Raw genomic sequence first — 15,983 nt, forward strand, 5'->3', positions numbered from 1 at the left:
CCCGCGCGGCTTCCTCCTCCGCCGCTACCGGCGCGGGCACCCGCGGCAGCCGGCCGCGACGAGGGGCCGCGGCCGCCCTTGGGGATCCGGGAGCATCATGTGCCGGAGGGCACCCCGTCCGCAGAGCCTCCCGGCGTGAGCCGGGGGCGTGCAAGGCATTTCCCCCGCGCTCCGTCAGGAACAGGCCGTTCTGGCTCCCGGGCCCGCTCCGGACCCCCGTCCCCGCGTGCCTCGCGCGCCCGTTCCCGCGGGTCCGCGACGAAGGCCGGTTCTCGCTACTCCGGGCTCCGGGCTCGGATGTACTCCCTCACTCGACCACCCCGACCGAACGCGGGGGGTTCCCCGGGACGCATCGCGGCCCCGCTTCGCCGTGCCCTCAACGGTCCGGCGAGGCCCGGTCCGGTCCGGTCCGCGGGAACCGCCGCTGTTCGACGACGACGTGAAGGAGCCGCACGTGGCTGAGAAGACGGCACGCAGCGCCCAGGGCGGACCGGCGGCGCCGAGCGCCCCGGCGCCCGCCGACCCACCCGAGTTCACGTTCGCCTTCGGTGCGCACCAGAAGGTCATGGAGCAGCTCTCGCTCCGCGCGATGGCCGCGCGGCTGCCCGCCGCCCTGGCGCAGACCGCGCGGATGGCCTGGCGGCTCGACCGCGCCTCCGCGGCCGGGCTGCTGGCGGGCCAGATCCTCGCCGGGGTCTGTACGGCCGTCTCCCTCGGGGCCGTCGCCGAAGCGATGGGCCCGCTGCTGACCGGCGGTGGCGCCCATGAGCGCCTCGCCGACGCCGCTTGGCCGCTGGCCGTGGCCGCCGTCGCGGCCGGAGCCGGTACGACCGGCCAGATCGTGTCCGGGAGCGCGGCACGCAGGCTCACCCCGCGCCTGGCCACCACGGCCGACCTCGACATGGTCGACGCCCACATGGACGTGGAGGTGTCCGCCTACGACGAGCCCGCGTTCTCCGACCGTTCGGAGGCCGCCGAGATCGGCGCGGCCCGTTCCTCCATGCTCGTGAAGGACGCGATGGCCTTCCTGAACGGCCTGGTCAACCTCGTGGCGGTGGCCGGGGTCCTCGCCGTCGTCCACCCCGTCCTGATGCCGCTCCTCCTGCTCTCCGTCGTCCCGCGCGGCGTGGGCGCCGTCATCGCCGCCCGCCTGGACTACGCCCTCCACAACGAGACGATCGCCTCCCGCAACATCCGCGGGATGATGCGCTGGTACCTCACCACGCACAAGCTCGGCGACGAGCTGCGCTGCAACTCCATGCGCCCCCACGCGCACGCCTGGTACGCCGCCGTCTGCGCCCGCATCGACGCCAAACTCGTCGGCTCCGCACCGCGCTACCTCAGGGTCTCGCTCCTCGCCGCGGCCCTCGGCGGCCTCTTCCAGCTCGGTACCTGGGCCGCGCTGGGCGCGCTGGTCCTGTCCGGCTCCATGGCCCTGGCGGCGGCGGGCACCGCCATCGTCGCCATGCGGACCTCCGCCTCGGCCCTCTCCAGCCTGGTGGTCTACGGCGCCGCCATGTTCCAGCACGCCCTCTACCTGGAGGACTACCGCCTCTTCCTGGAGCAGGCCCGTGAACGGGCCGTCACCCGGGGCGCGGTGGAGGCGGGGCCGCCGGAGAAGGTCAGCCTGGAGAACGCCTCGTACACCTACCCGGGCAAGGACACGCCGGCGCTCGGCCCGGTCAGCCTGTCCCTGTCCCGGGGCGAGATCATCGCGGTGGTCGGCGAGAACGGAGCCGGGAAGTCCACCCTGATCCGCCTGCTGACCGGCCTTACGGTCCCCAGCGACGGGGAAGCGTACTGGGACGGCACCCCGACCCGCGCGCACGACCAGCGCACGCTGTGGACCCACGTCGGGCTGGTCGCCCAGTCCTACGCGCAGTGGCCGTTCACGGTGCGGGACAACGTCACCCTCGGCCAGCCCGACGCCCGCGGTGACGACGCGGTGTGGGAGGCGCTCGACGCGGTCGGCATGCGCCAGGCGGTCCAGGGCTACCCGCAGGCCCTGGACACGCTCCTGGCCCGCTCCCTGTGGGGCGGCCACGAACTGTCCGGGGGCCAGTGGCAGCGCCTGGCGTGCGCCCGTGCCTTCCACCGCAGGCCCCGGCTGCTGATCATGGACGAGCCCACCTCGGCGATGGACGCCCGCGGGGAGCACCGGATCTTCACCGGCCTGCAGGAGATGAAGGAGGACCGGATCACCATGATCGTCACCCACCGGATGGAGAACTGCCGGCTGGCCGACCGGATCATCGTCCTGGACAAGGGCCGGGTCACCGAGACCGGCACCTTCGCCGAACTGACCGCCCTCGGCGGCACCTTCGCGGAGCTGTACGGGCTCTCGCAGGACCGCTGACCCGCGCGCCCCGCTCCGCGCGCACGGAGCGGGGCGCGTCCCCGGGCGGCTACGGAGCCGCGTAGCGGGCCAGGAAGAGGTCGACTCCCGAGGTGACGAGGCGGATCAGCTCCGCCGGGTCGGTCTCGGTGCCGGGGGCGAAGGTGTGCTCCAGCTGAGGGACGCCGACGGTGGCGGCGACGAGCTGCCGGACGGCGAGCACGGGATCGGGGACGTCGAGCCTTCCGCGCCGGCCGAGTTCGGCGAAGGCCTCGACGAGGGGCCCGTTGAACATGTCGTACGTGACCCGGTACCAGAGTCGGCCCAGCTGGGGGAAACGGCCGATCTCCCCGATCACCAGGCGGCGCAGCGTCATGACGTCGGGGCGGAGCAGGAGGGCGGCCCAGTCACCGGTGAGGGCGATCAGGGCGGAGCGCAGATCCGGGGCTTCCACGAGGGCGGATCCGCCCGGTTCGCGACCCGCACAGGTCTCGCGCAGGATGCCGCCGATGGCGGCGAGGAACAGTCGCTCCTTGGTGCCGAAATGCTTGTACACCGTCGCCTTGGAGGCCCCGGATCGACTGGTGATCGCGTCCATCGAGGCGGCCGCGTACCCCTCGGCGAGGAACTCCGCGGCCGCCGCGTCGACGATCGCCCGGCGCTTGCGCCGGACGGCGTCGGAGGAAGCGGGGACGACCGGGATGCCGTACGCGTCGGTGGCGTTCGCCGTCTCGGCTTCCATGGGGGAGTCCTTCGTACGTGCGGGTGGCCTGCGGTCGGCCTGCGGGGGAGGTGCGTACCGGGGCCAGTGTAGGAACCGAACCGTTCGGTACGTACGTACGTACCGAACGCGCCGCCTGCCTCGTCTGTCTCCTCTGCCTCGTCTGCTTCGTCCCGCGCGCGTCAGCCCTGTGCCGAGCGGCCGTTCTTGACGGCCTCGGTGATGTCAGCCGTGTCCGAGGCCGGCGGGACCGCGATGTCCTTCGCCAGGCCGAAGGAGAGGAAGTCGATGTCGACGACCACGTTCCCGAAGGTCTGGTTCAGCCGCGAGGGCATGCCCTTGTCGTCGACCCAGATGTCCGAGACGAGCTCGGTCGCGCCGCCTGCGCCCACCGCGCCGAACACCGCTTGGGCGTCGCCCAGCTTGTCCGCCGGCACCGTGGCCCGGTAGTGGACGGAACTCTTCCCGTTGACGTCCTCCCGGCCGACTTCGGTGACGTCGGTGGCCCACTTGAGCGACTTCAGTCCGGCCGTCGGGTCGTTGTTGCCCGTGGTCATCCCGGCGGCGCCCTTCTCGCCGAGCACGGCGGAGGCCTCTATCTTCAGCCAGGTCTTGCCCGCGAAGGGGCCGCTCGGCGCCGGGTCGATGCCGTAGTAGTACGCGCCCTGGACGATCCGGTAGGTGACCGTGCCGTCGGCGACCAGATTCTCCATCTGGATGTCCTTGGCCGGCATCTCCGCCTCCATCGCGAGGCCGTTGCCCCAGGAGTAGACGCCGTTCAGCTGCACCGGCTTGCCGCCCGTGTCGGGCATCGTCACGCTCATCTCGACCTCGGCCGAGCCCGCCTTGGAGGCCTCGTCGGAGGCCTTGGCGAGCGTCGAGACGAGCGTCTCCGCCGAGTCGGCCGCCTTCTTGCCCACGGCGGCGCCGGTCGTACAGCCGCTCAGGCCCGCCGTCACGATCACGGCGGCCGCGATGACCGTGGTGACTGTTCCTGCCTTCATTTCCCCACCCTTTGGTCGGTTGTCGTCCCAGCCCCCGGACAGGACCCGATCGTCACACGCTCGCACAATTCGGCGACGGGGAGGCAGGATCAGGGCTCCACCGCCGACCCCCGGGGCGTTCCCCGAGGAGCCCCCGGAAATCCGCGGGCGCGCGTCCGAGCAGCCTGTATATCCTGCCCGGCATGCTGCGACTCGAGCGCCTGCGGGCCGATCACGAAGCTGCCCTGCTGGCCTTCGAGCGGGACAACCGGGCGTACTTCGCCCGCTCGGTACCGGACCGAGGGGACGCGTACTTCGCGGAGTTCGCCGCCCGCCACCGCGCCCTGCTCGCCGAACAGGACACCGGCGCGTGCCGGTTCCACCTGGTGCTGGACACCTCCGGAGAGCTGATCGGGCGCGTCAACCTGGTGGACGTCGCGGACGGCGCCGCCGACCTCGGCTACCGGATCGGCGAACGGGCGACGGGCCGCGGCGCGGCCACCGCGGCCGTCCGCGAGGTCTGCCGACTGGCCGTAACGGAGTACGGGCTCGGCGCCCTCACCGCGTCCGCGGCCCTGGACAACCCGGCATCGGCGGCGGTGCTCCGGCGGACCGGATTCACGGTGGTGGGGGAGACCGTCCTGGCCGGCTGCCCCGGGCTGACCTACCGGCGGGCGCTCACGGCCGAGGGCTGACCGGCCGCCGTGCCCGGTCCGGCGGCGTGCCCGCCCGGCGCCGTCCCGGACCGGTCCGGCGGCGTGCCTACCCCGGCGCCGTGCCCGCCCGGTCCGGCGTCGCGCCCGCCCAACGCGGCGCCGTCCCCGCCCAACGCGGCGTCGCGTCCGACCCAACCCGGCGTCGCGCCCGGCCCCCGGCACGCCCGGACGGGGCGACAGACCCGGTCCTGGTGCGTACGGGTGACGGACCGACAGCGGCGCATCACCCCATCGGGGTCCCCGGCGCGCGCACGGCGTTGATCACCGAGTGTGTGGATCACCGGCAGCGCGTGCTGTCCGTCGGCCCCCGCACTGAGGAGTCCCCGGCCCCATGGCTGTCGCCGCCGTTCTCTCCGTCTCGTCCGCCGCCCCGATCTCGGGGGATGCCGCGAAGCCCGGCCACGCCGTGGCTCCGCCGAAGCCCGTCGTCGACGTGCGGAACGCGGCCGGCCGGCCGCCGGCGCCGCGCCGGGTCCTCGCCACCGCCGGGCCCGGCGGCGCCCGCGGGTGCGCAGGCCGGAGGCCCCTCCGGCTCAGCCGCGCCAAAGCCCCGCGCGTGCAAGGGGACCCGTCCCCCCGCACGGGGCCGAGCCGCGCCGGACGGCGTTCGTGACCGCGCGCGGCATCTGAACCGGCCCCGCTCCCCGTGCGGTGCGGTCCTGTCGGGTGCCGTGCGGTGCCGTGCCGTGCCGTGCCGTGCCGTGCCGTGCGTGCCGCCGTGACCCGTGACCCGTGACCGTGCCGCGGCCCGGCCCGGTGTCCCGCGGGGCTCGTACCTCCCCGCCCTCCCGGGCGTGATCCCCCTTCCCGCCCCCACGCCACTTGGAGCCAGCCGATGGTCCTCGCCCCGTCGCCGCCCCCGGGCTGCCCCCACACCGGACCCGCCCGCAGGACCGTGGTCCAGGCGGCGGCCCTCGCCGCCGCCGGTCTCACCGCGGGCATCGCGCCCACGGCGTGGGCGGCCGGGCCCCCGGCGCTCCCGGCAGCGGCCGGCCCGGGCGCGGAGCCCGCGCGGCGGGACACCGCCCCCGCTCCCCTCCCGCTGCGCACCGACCGGGACTCCCAGGGCGACATCCTCGCCGGGTTCCGCAAGGACCACGCCTGCTTCCTGTTCCTCCACTTCGGTGACGCCGCGAAGGCCCGGCGCTGGCTGACCCGCCTGCTGCCGTCGGTCTCCAGCACCGAGGAAGTGGCCCGCTTCAACCGGGCCTTCAGCCGGGCCCGCCGGCTCAGGGGCGGCGTCGACCCCGAATCCATGGCCACCCTGTGGACGGGGATCGGACTGACCCATCCGGGGCTGCGCCTGCTGTCGGGCAAGGAGCCCTTCCCCGCCGCCCCGGCCGGCTCCAGCGCCGAGGCCTTCACCCAGGGCTCCGCCGCCCGCGCGCAGCAGCTCGGCGACACCGGAACCAGCGCCCCGCAGTCCTGGCTGTTCGGCGCCGAGGAGCCCGACCGCGCGGTGCACGTGGTCCTCACCCTCGCCGCCGACCAGCCCGAACGCCTCGCCGCCGCGGTCGCCGAACACAGCGTGGGTGCCGCCGCGGACGGCGCGGTGGTCCTGTTCCGCCAGGACGGGGCCACCCTCCCCGGGGAGTTGCGCGGGCACGAGCACTTCGGCTTCCTCGACTGCATCAGCCAGCCCGGCGTACGGGGCTTCGACGAGCCGGACCCGGCCGACGCCTCCGGCGTCCTCGGGAAGCCCGGAACGCGGCTGATCCCCGCGGGCGAGTTCGTCGTCGGCGCCGATCGGGTGAACAAGCGTCCCACGGGCCTGCCCGCCTGGGCCACCGGCGGCGCCTTCCAGGTGGTGCGCCGCCTCGCGCAGGACGTGCCCGGCTGGTGGACCCAGGTCGCCCTGCGCCTCGCCGAACTCCAGCGCGCCGGCGCCGCGCCCGCCGACGCCGGCCGCGAATGGCTCGGAGCCCGCCTGATGGGCCGCTGGCCGGGCGGCATGCCGGTCTCCCTGTGCCCCGCGGCGGAGCAACTGCCCGTGCCGGGCGAGCACCCCGACGCCGGACTCGACTACGGCCAGGACCCGCAGGGCTGGGGGATGCCGCTGTTCGCGCACATCCGCAAGGGGAACCCGCGCGGCGGCCTCGTCCTCACCCCGGGCCGTCCCCCCGTCGCCCAGGCGGAGCTCGACGCGCGGCGCCTGATGCGGCGCGGAATCCCGTACGGCTCCGTCTACCAGCCCGAACGGGGCGAGGAGCACGGTCCGCAGGCCGCGCGCGGGCTGGTTTTCGTCTGCCACCAGTCGGACCTGGTGGGGCAGTTCGAGCTGGTGATGCGCAAGTGGGTCAACGAACCCGACTTCCCGGCCGGCCGCAACCCGCGCGCCGGCTGCGACCCGGTGCTCGGCCCAGACTCGGCCATCGCCTTCGAAACCCCATCGGCGGACGGCACCGGCAGCCGGGCCAACACCCTCCACTTCGGCCGGTTCGTCCGCACCGAGGGATCGGTCTACGCCTTCAGCCCCTCCCTCCCCGTCCTGCGCGCCCTGGCCAAGGGCGAACTCGACGTCTCCATCGAGTTCCACACCGGTTCGGTCCTGCGCCCCGGCGACGTCCTCGACGCGGGCAAGGCCCGGCTGACCCTCGACGCCTCGGGGGACCTCGCCCTGCTCGACGCCCGGGGCACCCGCGCGTGGCACTCGTACACGGGGGGCGTCGGCCACGACGCCCTGCTCACCCAGGACGGTGAACTGCTCGTGCGCGACGCCGAAGGCGCCGCGGTCTGGTCCAGCGGGACCGGCGGTCACCCCGGCGCGCGCCTCCTGCTGCGCCCGTCCGGAGAGCTGGTGATCCTGGACGGGACCCGGGTTCTGTGGAAGGCGTCCGCCTCGTAGGGTGACCGCATGGCGATCACGGAACCAGTGACGGACGACACCCGGTTGATCTACGGCTGCATGGCTCTCGGCGGGAGCTGGGAGCGCGGCCCGTACCGGGCCGAGGACATCGACGAGGCCGAGGCGGTGATCGAGGCCGCCCTCGACAGCGGCATCACGATGTTCGACCACGCCGACATCTACCGGCACGGAAAGGCGGAAGCCGTCTTCGGCGAGGTGCTGGCCCGCACCCCCGGCCTGCGCGAGCGCATCACGCTGCAGACCAAGTGCGGCATCCGGCTCGCCGAAGGCGACCGCCCCGGCATCTACGACCTGCGGGGCGCGAGCATCGTCAGCCGCGTCGAGGAGAGCCTCACGCGGCTGCGCACCGACGTCATCGACGTCCTGCTCCTGCACCGGCCCGACCCCCTGGCGGACCCGGCGGAGATCGCCGAGGCGCTCACCTCCCTGCACCGCCAGGGCCTCGTGAAGCGGTTCGGCGTCTCCAACATGAACGCCGCGCAGATCGCGCACCTGCAACGGCACCTGGACCTCCCGCTCGTCGCGAACCAGCTGGAAATGAGCCTGGACCGGCGGGACTGGCTGGAGGACGGGGTCCTCGTGAACACCCCGGCCGCGGCGGCCGTCGGCTTCCCGGCCGGCACCGTCGAGTACTGCACCGCGAACGGAGTCCGCCTCCAGGCCTACGGTCCTCTGGCCCAGGGACGCTTCACCGGACGGGAGTCGAGCGTGGGGGAGCACGCGACCGCCGAGCACCTGCGCGCCCTGGCCAAGGCGAAGGACACGACACCGGAGACGATCCTGCTGTGGTGGCTGCAGCGCCACCCGGCCCGGATCGCCCCCGTCATCGGCACCGGCCGCCCCGAGCGGATCCGGGCCTGCCGCGACGCCGCGCTGCGGACCCCGGACCTGGGCCACGAGGAGTGGTACTCCCTGTGGCTCACGGCCCGGGGCGGGCCGCTCCCCTAACCGGAGACGGCCCGGGCCCTCTCGGCCTAGCCGGGCGAGCCGACCGCGCACACCAGGATCGGGGTGGCGCGGCGCGGGTCGAGGGCGTTGCGGACCAGGTGCCAGACGTTCAGGTCGTAGGCCTCGCCGATGTGGCCCACCGGGTCGAAGGGGCAGAAGTCCTGCACGTACTGGTTCTTGACCCCCGGCTCGCGCACGAACGCCGTGTCGGTCGGGGTCACCAGCTCGTCGTAGCGCGAGGTGATGATGGTGTACGCGATCCCGGGCTGGGCCACCGGACCGTCGTTCAGCGCCAGGATCGCGGGACCGCCGGGCACCTCGTCGGCGAGCACCGGGATGCCGATGGTGGTCACGATCTTCTCCATGGTCGCCCGGCCGATCAGCTTGTCGCCCAGGTCGAGCAGCCCGGCGGCGTTCGTGCCGTGGGTCGGGGGAGCGATGGCCACGACCGCCTTGATGTGGGGCTGGATCCCCTGCATCTTGGCGAGGTAGAGGGCCTGGAGCCCGCCCTCGGAGTGGCCGACGACCGAGACCTTGGCCGCGCCGGTCGCGCCGCGCACCTTCTCCACGTACTCCTTGATCTCCAGGTTGGAGACGGCCACCGGCTTGAGGCCTCCGACCAGCGGGAAGCCGTCGTAGGCGCCGTAGGTCAGGGCGAAGGTGCAGTAGCCGCGGGCGGCGAGGTCCAGCTGGAGGAAGTTGAGGTCCTCGTACCAGGTGGCGAAGGTGCCGTGGAGCAGCACCACGGGCTCGGGGTGCGCGGCGCTCGGCCGGCAGGAGAAGTCGTTGACCCCGCCTCCCGTGACGCCCTCGCCGGCGGCGTGCGCCGGGAAGGCGGCGCCGAGCAGGAGGGCCAGCGGGAGGGCGGCCCTGGCGAGCAGGGTGCGGGTGCGCGACGCACGGGTACGGCGGGCCATACGACATCTCCTGACGGGGGGTCATGCACGGGGCGGACTGCACAGAATGCTCCGGTGCGCGGCCCCTGTCCCCTGGCGGTACGCGCAGAATGCTTCCGGGCCGGCCCCGGCGGCGCGACCCGGCGCCTGCTCGCCCGCCTCGACACGGCGGCCGAACTGCGGTGCACGGCGGCGGCCGCCGTGGCCGAGGACCACGCATCGATCCCGCGGGCCCAGGCAGAGGCCTCCGAAGTGCTGTCTCTGGCAGAGGACTTGGGTCGCCCCGCGGGTCTCTACCGGCTGGCCGACCTCGCCGTCGAGTACCAGCTCGTACAGCCCGGTCCCGCCCGCGACGCGCTGGCCCGGGTCCTGGCGCCCCTCGAAGACCAGCCCCATCTGATCGCCACGCTGCGGGAGTTCATCGCGGCCGGCTACCGGCGCGCCGATGCCGCCGACGCCCTCACCGTCCACCGCAACACGCTGACCTACCGCCTGGGCCGCATCCGCCTGCTCACCGGCCACGACGCCACCGACCCCACGGGCGCCCGCCACCTCGCGGCCGCCCTGACGGCGTACGGAGCGGCCCGCCGCACCGGTGCCTGAGAAGACCCGGCGGCCCGGATCCCCGTAACCGGCCCGCTCGCTCAAAGCACCGGCGGCCGGCCCGCGGCCGTGAGGCGGACCACGGTGCGCCAGCGCATGGGCCGCCGCACCTGGCCGTGCCGGGCCGCCCACCCTTCGCGCAGCCCCTGGAGCGCGCTGCGGGCGACGGCGGGGGTTTGGCGACAGGTCCTAGCGGAACCGCCGTGCCCGCCCCGCCGGGAAGCGGGCCCGCTCAGGTGAGGGGGAGCAGCCGGGACGGTCCGTGCGCCGACGCGAGCGCGGCGGCGGAGGCGAGCGGGGCGTCGGTGGCGGCGCCCAGCGCGCTGCCGGCCAGCCAGGCGTTCCAGTCGAGGTTCCAGTCCCCGAAGCCGTTGGCGAACGGGGCCATCGGCTCACCGCCGCTGTTCACCACCGACACCACGTCCCCCTCCCGCACCGTGTCGAAGAACCAGGCCGCGTCGGCCGTGCTCATGCCCGTGCAGCCGTGGCTGACGTTCTCCTCGCCCTGCGCGTCCACCGACCAGGGCGCGGCGTGCACGTACTCCCCGCTCCAGGTCACCCGGGTCGCGTAGAAGACGGGCAGGTCGTAGAACTCGCTGGTACCGCGCTTGATGCCCACCGTGTCCCCGCGCATCCGCACCTTGCGCTCCTTGCCGAGCACGACCTTGATGCCGCTGCGCGTCAGGAACCCCGCCTTGCCGGTGGTCACCGGGATGGTCCGGACGGTCCGGCCGTTGCGCCGTACGGTCATCTCGTGCGCGGCCGCGTCGGTGACCGCTTCGATCCGGTCGCCGATGGTGAGCCGCAGGGGCTCCGAGGGGCCGCCGTACCCCCGGTCCCCGACCTCGACCCCGTCGAGACCGCTGACCGCGTGCACCACGGCGTGGGCGGGCCAGTAGGTACGGGGGCGGTAGTGCAGGGTCGAGTCGTCGACCCAGTGCCAGGCCCCCTCGACCGCCGGTTCCGAGGTGACCTGCAAGGCCCGCTCCACCCGGACCCGCGCGGCGGGATCGGCGGCGGGGACGGGGCGGCTCAGGGAGGCCGTCACGATCTGCCCCGCCCCGTACGTGCCCGGCCGCGGCCCGAACTCCGCGGTGAGCCGGTCGTCCTGCGCCGCCTCCGCGGTCCGGAACGCCATGGTCACGCCGACGGGGGTGCCCGTCGCGTCCTGGGCGCCGACCCGGACGGTGTAGGTCTCCCCGGCCCGCAGCGGTTCGGTGTTCCCCCAGTGGTGTCCGCGGGCGCCCAGGGCGCCGCCCACGTAGCGGCCGTGACCGTCGTGGACGGTGACGTAGGTGAGCAGCCCGGGGCCGGCGAGGGTGATCTCCAGGGGGCTGGCCGCGTCCGTGGGCAGGACGACCGTGTGCGCCGCCGCCCGGGCCGCGCCGCGGGACGAGGGATCGCGCACCACGGCACCGGCCCCGCTGGCGGTGGCCCGGACCAGCTGCTGTTCCAGCCCGCCGCACCGCCCGGCGCGGAAGGCGTCCATCGCGCAGCGCCGGCCTCCGTCCTCCAGCACCCGGCCGACCAGCAGCTCGACGGATCCGGCGTGCGCGCCGGGGTTCCGTGGCGTCTCCCCGGACGGTGACGCGGACTGCGGGGCGGCGGCGACGACGAAGACCAGGCCGGCCACCGCCCCTGCCGCGGTCCACGTCCTGCCCCGTCGCCCGAGTCCCCTACGGTGTGTCGATGACAGCATGCGCGCCACGCAGCCCTCCCAGATCGCCTTCGGCCGGATGGCAGCATCAAAACGATTTCCGGGCAGCATGATGATCATGAACTCGGCTCGTGGGGCCGAATGGGCACCGAAGAGGGCTCGTACGGAGTAGGGGAGGGGCGTATCGGGCGGTCGCGCTCAGGCGGTGGCGGTGGCGGTGGGGCTGTCGACGGCTGTGACGTTGGAGATGAAGCCGGCGAGGTTCGCGACCGTCCGCTGGATCTTCTCCTCCAGGGTGAGCGACTCGTGGAGCCGTCCGTCCGGGCCGGCGTTCTTCTTGCCCCGTACGTAGAGCGAGCAGGCGAGGTCGGCGCAGATGTAGGCGCCCACGGAGTTGCCCTGCTGTCCGGCCTTGCCCGCCTTCGGCGCGACCATCAGGGAGACGCCTCCGGTGTGGGTGGTCAGGCACAGCGAGCACATGCTGCGCCGCGCCTGGGAGGGGCCGGCGCCGGAGGAGCGCAGCGCGAGGGCGACCGTGCGGCCGTCCAGTTCGGTGGCGAGGTAGGCGCGCTCGGGGGCCTTGGGGTCCCACCAGCCGAGGAAATCGAGGTCGTCCCAGGGGCGCTCGGCCAGATCGCGGGGGACGGACAGGCGCTTGGCCTCGCCCTTGGTGCAGTTCACGAAGGCGGCACGGATCTCTTGCTCGGTCAACGGCTTCATGAGCGGCAGGCTAATTTGCCTAAAGGTTTTAGGCAAACGCATAATGTCTATCGCCAGCTAGGAGGCACATGATGGTTCGAGCAGGACTGACCGCCGAGCGGCTGACCCGGGCCGGCGCGGAACTCGCCGACGAGGTCGGCTTCGAGCAGGTGACCGTCTCGGCGCTCGCCCGGCGGTTCGACGTCAAGGTCGCGAGCCTTTACTCGCACCTGAAGAACTCCCAGGACCTCAGGACCCGGATCGCCCTGTTCGCCCTGGAGGAACTGGCCGACCGGGTCGCGGCCGCCCTGGCGGGGCGGGCCGGAAGGGACGCCCTGGCGGCCTTCGCCGACGCCTACCGGGACTACGCCCGGGAGCACCCCGGCCGCTACGACGCCGCCCGGCTCCGGCTCGACCCGGAAACGGCCGCCGGCAGTGCGGGCGTCCGGCACGCCCAGATGACCCGGGCGATCCTGCGCGGCTACGACCTGACGGAACCCGACCAGACCCACGCGGTCCGGATGCTCGGCAGCGTCTTCCACGGCTACGTCAGCCTGGAGCTGGGCGGCGGCTTCAGTCACACCGCCGTCGACCCACAGGAGTCCTGGGACTGGATGGTGGACTCCCTCGACGTGATGCTGCGTAACCGCGTAACCGCGTAACCGCGTAACCGCGTAACCGCGTAACCGCGTAACCGCGTAACCGCGTTCCGACGGTCGACGGGGTGCCCCCAGGGGGCTCCGCCGGACTCGCCGTGGACCCGGCCGGGCGTCAGAATGACGGCACGCCGTCCGGTGGCCGAAAGTTCCGCGGCCCGGATTTTGCATGAAAATGCATCATCGCGCATACTCATCCCATGTCAAAGGTTCTCACCTCCCTGCCCACCGGCGAGCGCGTCGGAATCGCCTTCTCCGGCGGCCTCGACACCTCCGTCGCCGTCGCCTGGATGCGCGACAAGGGTGCCGTCCCCTGCACCTACACCGCCGACATCGGCCAGTACGACGAGCCCGACATCGAGTCGGTGCCCGCGCGCGCCACGGCGTACGGCGCCGAGATCGCGCGCCTGGTCGACTGCCGCGCGGCGCTCGTGGAGGAGGGCCTGGCGGCTCTCGCCTGCGGCGCGTTCCACATCCGCTCCGGCGGCCGCGCCTACTTCAACACGACGCCGCTAGGCCGCGCCGTCACCGGCACGCTGCTGGTCCGCGCGATGCTGGAGGACGACGTCCAGATCTGGGGCGACGGGTCGACCTTCAAGGGCAATGACATCGAGCGGTTCTACCGCTACGGCCTGCTCGCCAACCCGCACCTGCGCATCTACAAGCCGTGGCTCGACGCCGACTTCGTCACCGAGCTCGGTGGCCGCAAGGAGATGTCGGAGTGGCTGCTCGCCCACGAGCTGCCCTACCGCGACAGCACCGAGAAGGCGTACTCCACCGACGCCAACATCTGGGGCGCCACCCACGAGGCGAAGACCCTGGAGCACCTCGACACCGGTGTGGAGAGCGTCGACCCGATCATGGGCGTCCGGTTCTGGGACCCCTCGGTGGAGATCGCCACCGAGGACGTGACCATCGGCTTCGTGCAGGGGCGCCCGGTCACGATCAACGGCAAGGAGTTCGCCTCCGCCGTCGACCTGGTCATGGAGGCGAACGCCATCGGCGGCCGCCACGGCCTGGGCATGTCGGACCAGATCGAGAACCGGATCATCGAGGCGAAGAGCCGCGGCATCTACGAGGCTCCGGGTCTGGCCCTGCTGCACGCCGCTTACGAGCGCCTCGTCAACGCGATCCACAACGAGGACACGGTCGCCCAGTACCACAACGAGGGCCGGCGCCTCGGCCGCCTCATGTACGAGGGCCGCTGGCTCGACCCGCAGGCGCTGATGATCCGCGAGTCCCTGCAGCGCTGGGTCGGTACGGCGATCACCGGAGAGGTGACGCTGCGCCTGCGGCGCGGCGAGGACTACTCGATCATGAACACCACGGGCCCGGCGTTCAGCTACCACCCGGACAAGCTGTCCATGGAGCGCACCGAGGACTCGGCGTTCGGCCCGGTGGACCGCATCGGCCAGCTCACCATGCGCAACCTCGACATCGCCGACTCCCGCGCGAAGCTGGAGCAGTACGCCGGCCTCGGCATCGTCGGCACCACGCACCCCGCGCTGATCGGCGCCGTCGAGGCGCCCGGCTCCGGCCTGATCGGCGCCATGCCCGAGGGTGGCGCCGAGGCCATCGCCTCGCGCGGCGAGGTCTCCGGCGACGACGAGCTGCTGGACCGTGCCGCGATGGAGTTCGGCACCGACTAGTCGATGCCGGCGGCAGGACGTGACGTGACGCGCCGCCCGTGGTCCCCGTGGGGACCGCGGGCGGCGTCCGTACTGGTCACGAAGCCGTGGTCGGCCAGGGGTGATCGCGCCGCCGCGGACCCTGCTCGACCTGCCCGAGGGTGCGCCCGTCCTGCACATCGAGCAGCTCGCCTACGACCTGCTGCTGGGCGCGCTCGGCAAGGGATTCTGACGGCGTCCTGGCAGGATCGCGGCATGGAACGTGTGCTGGGAATCGGTGGTTACTTCATGCGGGCCGCGGATCCGGCGGCCCTGGGCGCGTGGTACCGGGACTGCCTGGGGCTGGACTCGGACGAGCACGGCCTGTGGCGTCAGGGAGCCGGGCCCACGGTGTTCGCACCGTTCGAGTCGGATACCGACTACTTCGGGTCGCCCGCCCAGCGCACCATGCTCAACTTCCGGGTCCGCGACCTGAACGCGATGCTCGCGCAGCTGCGCGCCAAGGGAGCGGACGTGGCGCCCGAAACCCAGGACATGGACGGCGTAGGCCGGTTCGGCTGGGTCACCGACCCGGAGGGCAACCGGATCGAGCTGTGGCAGCCCGCCTGATCACACCCCAAGACCGTCAGCTGCCCTGCTGACCGACGAGCCCGCCGCCGAGGTTCCACGCCTCGATGTCGCGGTAGTGGATCGGCCCCGGTCCGCGGCCGATGTTGCTTCCGACCAGGTGCAGGCGCTCCGTCCGCCAGCGCCGGCCGGCGAACCCGGCGAGTCCGGCGGCGGCCTCCACCGCCGACGAGGCGTCGTTGCGGCGGGCGCGGGCCAGCGTCAGGTGAGGTCGCAGCGGCCGGTCTTCGAAGGGGATGCCGCACTCCTCGACCGCGGCGCGGACACCGGCGGCGAGCCGGTGCAGCCCGTCGAGGTCCCCGTCGATCCCGCTCCACAGCACCCGCTCACCGAAGTGGCCGCCCCCGCGCAGGGCCAGGCGTACGGGACCGCGCGCCGCCGCGAGCTCCGCGAGCCGCGGCCGCAGGGGCGGGACGACCTCGACCGGCAGCTCGCCGAGGAACGCCAGGGTGATGTGCCAGTCCTCGATGCGGTTCCACCGCATGTCCGGGTACGCGGCGTACGCGGGGCCCAGCTCGCGCGCGAGTTCCTCCTTCGCGTCGTCGGGCGGGGCCAGGGCGATGAACACGCGGACGGTCGCGGGCCGGGACCCTTGGTTCGAGCCGTTCGAGCCGTTCGAGTCGGCCATGTCGTTCACGTCGTTCACGG

The 15,983-nt window shown here is 73.5% G+C and carries 14 protein-coding genes and 1 pseudogene; 8 read left to right on the plus strand and 7 right to left on the minus strand.

Annotation, left to right across the window (positions count from 1 at the left end; genetic code table 11):
- The first annotated feature begins 454 nt into the window (after nucleotides 1-454).
- Nucleotides 455-2,356 carry an ATP-binding cassette domain-containing protein gene (locus ACIQV3_RS02780; RefSeq protein ID WP_403709017.1) on the plus strand — a complete coding sequence of 634 codons (1,902 nt, stop codon included), beginning with the start codon at nucleotides 455-457 and terminating at the stop codon, nucleotides 2,354-2,356.
- A gap of 49 nt (nucleotides 2,357-2,405) precedes the next feature.
- Here the strand turns inward: ACIQV3_RS02780 and ACIQV3_RS02785 are convergent, their stop codons facing one another.
- Both ACIQV3_RS02785 and ACIQV3_RS02790 read right to left on the minus strand, forming a co-directional pair.
- Nucleotides 2,406-3,077: a TetR/AcrR family transcriptional regulator gene (locus ACIQV3_RS02785; protein ID WP_403709019.1), complete on the minus strand. Its 672-nt coding sequence runs from the start codon at nucleotides 3,075-3,077 to the stop codon at nucleotides 2,406-2,408.
- A gap of 161 nt (nucleotides 3,078-3,238) precedes the next feature.
- The gene (locus tag ACIQV3_RS02790; protein ID WP_403709021.1) at nucleotides 3,239-4,060 is read right to left on the minus strand and encodes a hypothetical protein; all 822 of its coding nucleotides are present in this window, start codon (nucleotides 4,058-4,060) and stop codon (nucleotides 3,239-3,241) included.
- A 182-nt stretch (nucleotides 4,061-4,242) separates the two neighbouring features.
- Between ACIQV3_RS02790 and ACIQV3_RS02795 the strand changes: the two genes are divergently transcribed.
- The 3 genes from ACIQV3_RS02795 (at nucleotide 4,243) to ACIQV3_RS02805 (ending at nucleotide 8,569) form a co-directional block, all read left to right on the plus strand.
- Nucleotides 4,243-4,734, plus strand: a complete 492-nt coding sequence (locus ACIQV3_RS02795) for a GNAT family N-acetyltransferase (RefSeq protein WP_403709023.1) — start codon at nucleotides 4,243-4,245, stop codon at nucleotides 4,732-4,734.
- 856 nt (nucleotides 4,735-5,590) lie between these two features.
- Nucleotides 5,591-7,600: a peroxidase gene (locus tag ACIQV3_RS02800; RefSeq protein ID WP_403709024.1), complete on the plus strand. Its 2,010-nt coding sequence runs from the start codon at nucleotides 5,591-5,593 to the stop codon at nucleotides 7,598-7,600.
- A gap of 9 nt (nucleotides 7,601-7,609) precedes the next feature.
- The gene (locus ACIQV3_RS02805; RefSeq protein WP_403709026.1) at nucleotides 7,610-8,569 is read left to right on the plus strand and encodes an aldo/keto reductase family oxidoreductase; all 960 of its coding nucleotides are present in this window, start codon (nucleotides 7,610-7,612) and stop codon (nucleotides 8,567-8,569) included.
- Between the two features lie 26 nt (nucleotides 8,570-8,595).
- Here ACIQV3_RS02805 and ACIQV3_RS02810 read toward each other — a convergent pair whose 3' ends face one another.
- Nucleotides 8,596-9,486 carry an esterase/lipase family protein gene (locus ACIQV3_RS02810; protein WP_403709028.1) on the minus strand — a complete coding sequence of 297 codons (891 nt, stop codon included), beginning with the start codon at nucleotides 9,484-9,486 and terminating at the stop codon, nucleotides 8,596-8,598.
- 54 nt (nucleotides 9,487-9,540) lie between these two features.
- Here ACIQV3_RS02810 and ACIQV3_RS02815 point away from each other — a divergent pair, with 54 nt between their 5' ends.
- Entirely contained in the window at nucleotides 9,541-10,068 is a 528-nt protein-coding gene (locus ACIQV3_RS02815; protein WP_403709030.1) for a PucR family transcriptional regulator, read from the plus strand.
- A gap of 41 nt (nucleotides 10,069-10,109) precedes the next feature.
- Here ACIQV3_RS02815 and ACIQV3_RS02820 read toward each other — a convergent pair.
- The 3 genes and pseudogenes from ACIQV3_RS02820 to ACIQV3_RS02830 all read right to left on the minus strand — a co-directional run.
- A pseudogene (locus ACIQV3_RS02820) lies at nucleotides 10,110-10,214 on the minus strand (glycosyltransferase family 2 protein); the annotation flags it as partial.
- Between the two features lie 86 nt (nucleotides 10,215-10,300).
- Nucleotides 10,301-11,701, minus strand: coding sequence for an Ig-like domain-containing protein (locus tag ACIQV3_RS02825; RefSeq protein WP_403709032.1), 1,401 nt, complete (start codon nucleotides 11,699-11,701; stop codon nucleotides 10,301-10,303).
- Nucleotides 11,702-11,923: 222 nt separating this feature from the next.
- Nucleotides 11,924-12,445 carry an FBP domain-containing protein gene (locus ACIQV3_RS02830; protein WP_403709034.1) on the minus strand — a complete coding sequence of 174 codons (522 nt, stop codon included), beginning with the start codon at nucleotides 12,443-12,445 and terminating at the stop codon, nucleotides 11,924-11,926.
- A 71-nt stretch (nucleotides 12,446-12,516) separates the two neighbouring features.
- On the opposite strand from ACIQV3_RS02830, the gene ACIQV3_RS02835 reads away from it, so the two are divergent.
- The 3 genes from ACIQV3_RS02835 (at nucleotide 12,517) to ACIQV3_RS02845 (ending at nucleotide 15,317) form a co-directional block, all read left to right on the plus strand.
- A complete protein-coding gene (locus tag ACIQV3_RS02835) occupies nucleotides 12,517-13,086 on the plus strand; it encodes a TetR/AcrR family transcriptional regulator (RefSeq protein WP_403709168.1) in 570 nt (189 codons plus the stop codon).
- A 194-nt stretch (nucleotides 13,087-13,280) separates the two neighbouring features.
- Nucleotides 13,281-14,729, plus strand: a complete 1,449-nt coding sequence (argG, locus tag ACIQV3_RS02840) for an argininosuccinate synthase (RefSeq protein WP_403709036.1) — start codon at nucleotides 13,281-13,283, stop codon at nucleotides 14,727-14,729.
- A 234-nt stretch (nucleotides 14,730-14,963) separates the two neighbouring features.
- The gene (locus tag ACIQV3_RS02845) at nucleotides 14,964-15,317 is read left to right on the plus strand and encodes a VOC family protein (protein WP_403709038.1); all 354 of its coding nucleotides are present in this window, start codon (nucleotides 14,964-14,966) and stop codon (nucleotides 15,315-15,317) included.
- A gap of 16 nt (nucleotides 15,318-15,333) precedes the next feature.
- On the opposite strand, the gene thpR is transcribed toward ACIQV3_RS02845, so the two are convergent.
- Nucleotides 15,334-15,963, minus strand: coding sequence for an RNA 2',3'-cyclic phosphodiesterase (gene thpR, locus ACIQV3_RS02850; protein WP_403709170.1), 630 nt, complete (start codon nucleotides 15,961-15,963; stop codon nucleotides 15,334-15,336).
- Nucleotides 15,964-15,983 lie beyond the last annotated feature (20 nt).

The organism is Streptomyces sp. NPDC099050 (assembly GCF_044759865.1).
GTDB lineage: Bacteria > Actinomycetota > Actinomycetes > Streptomycetales > Streptomycetaceae > Streptomyces.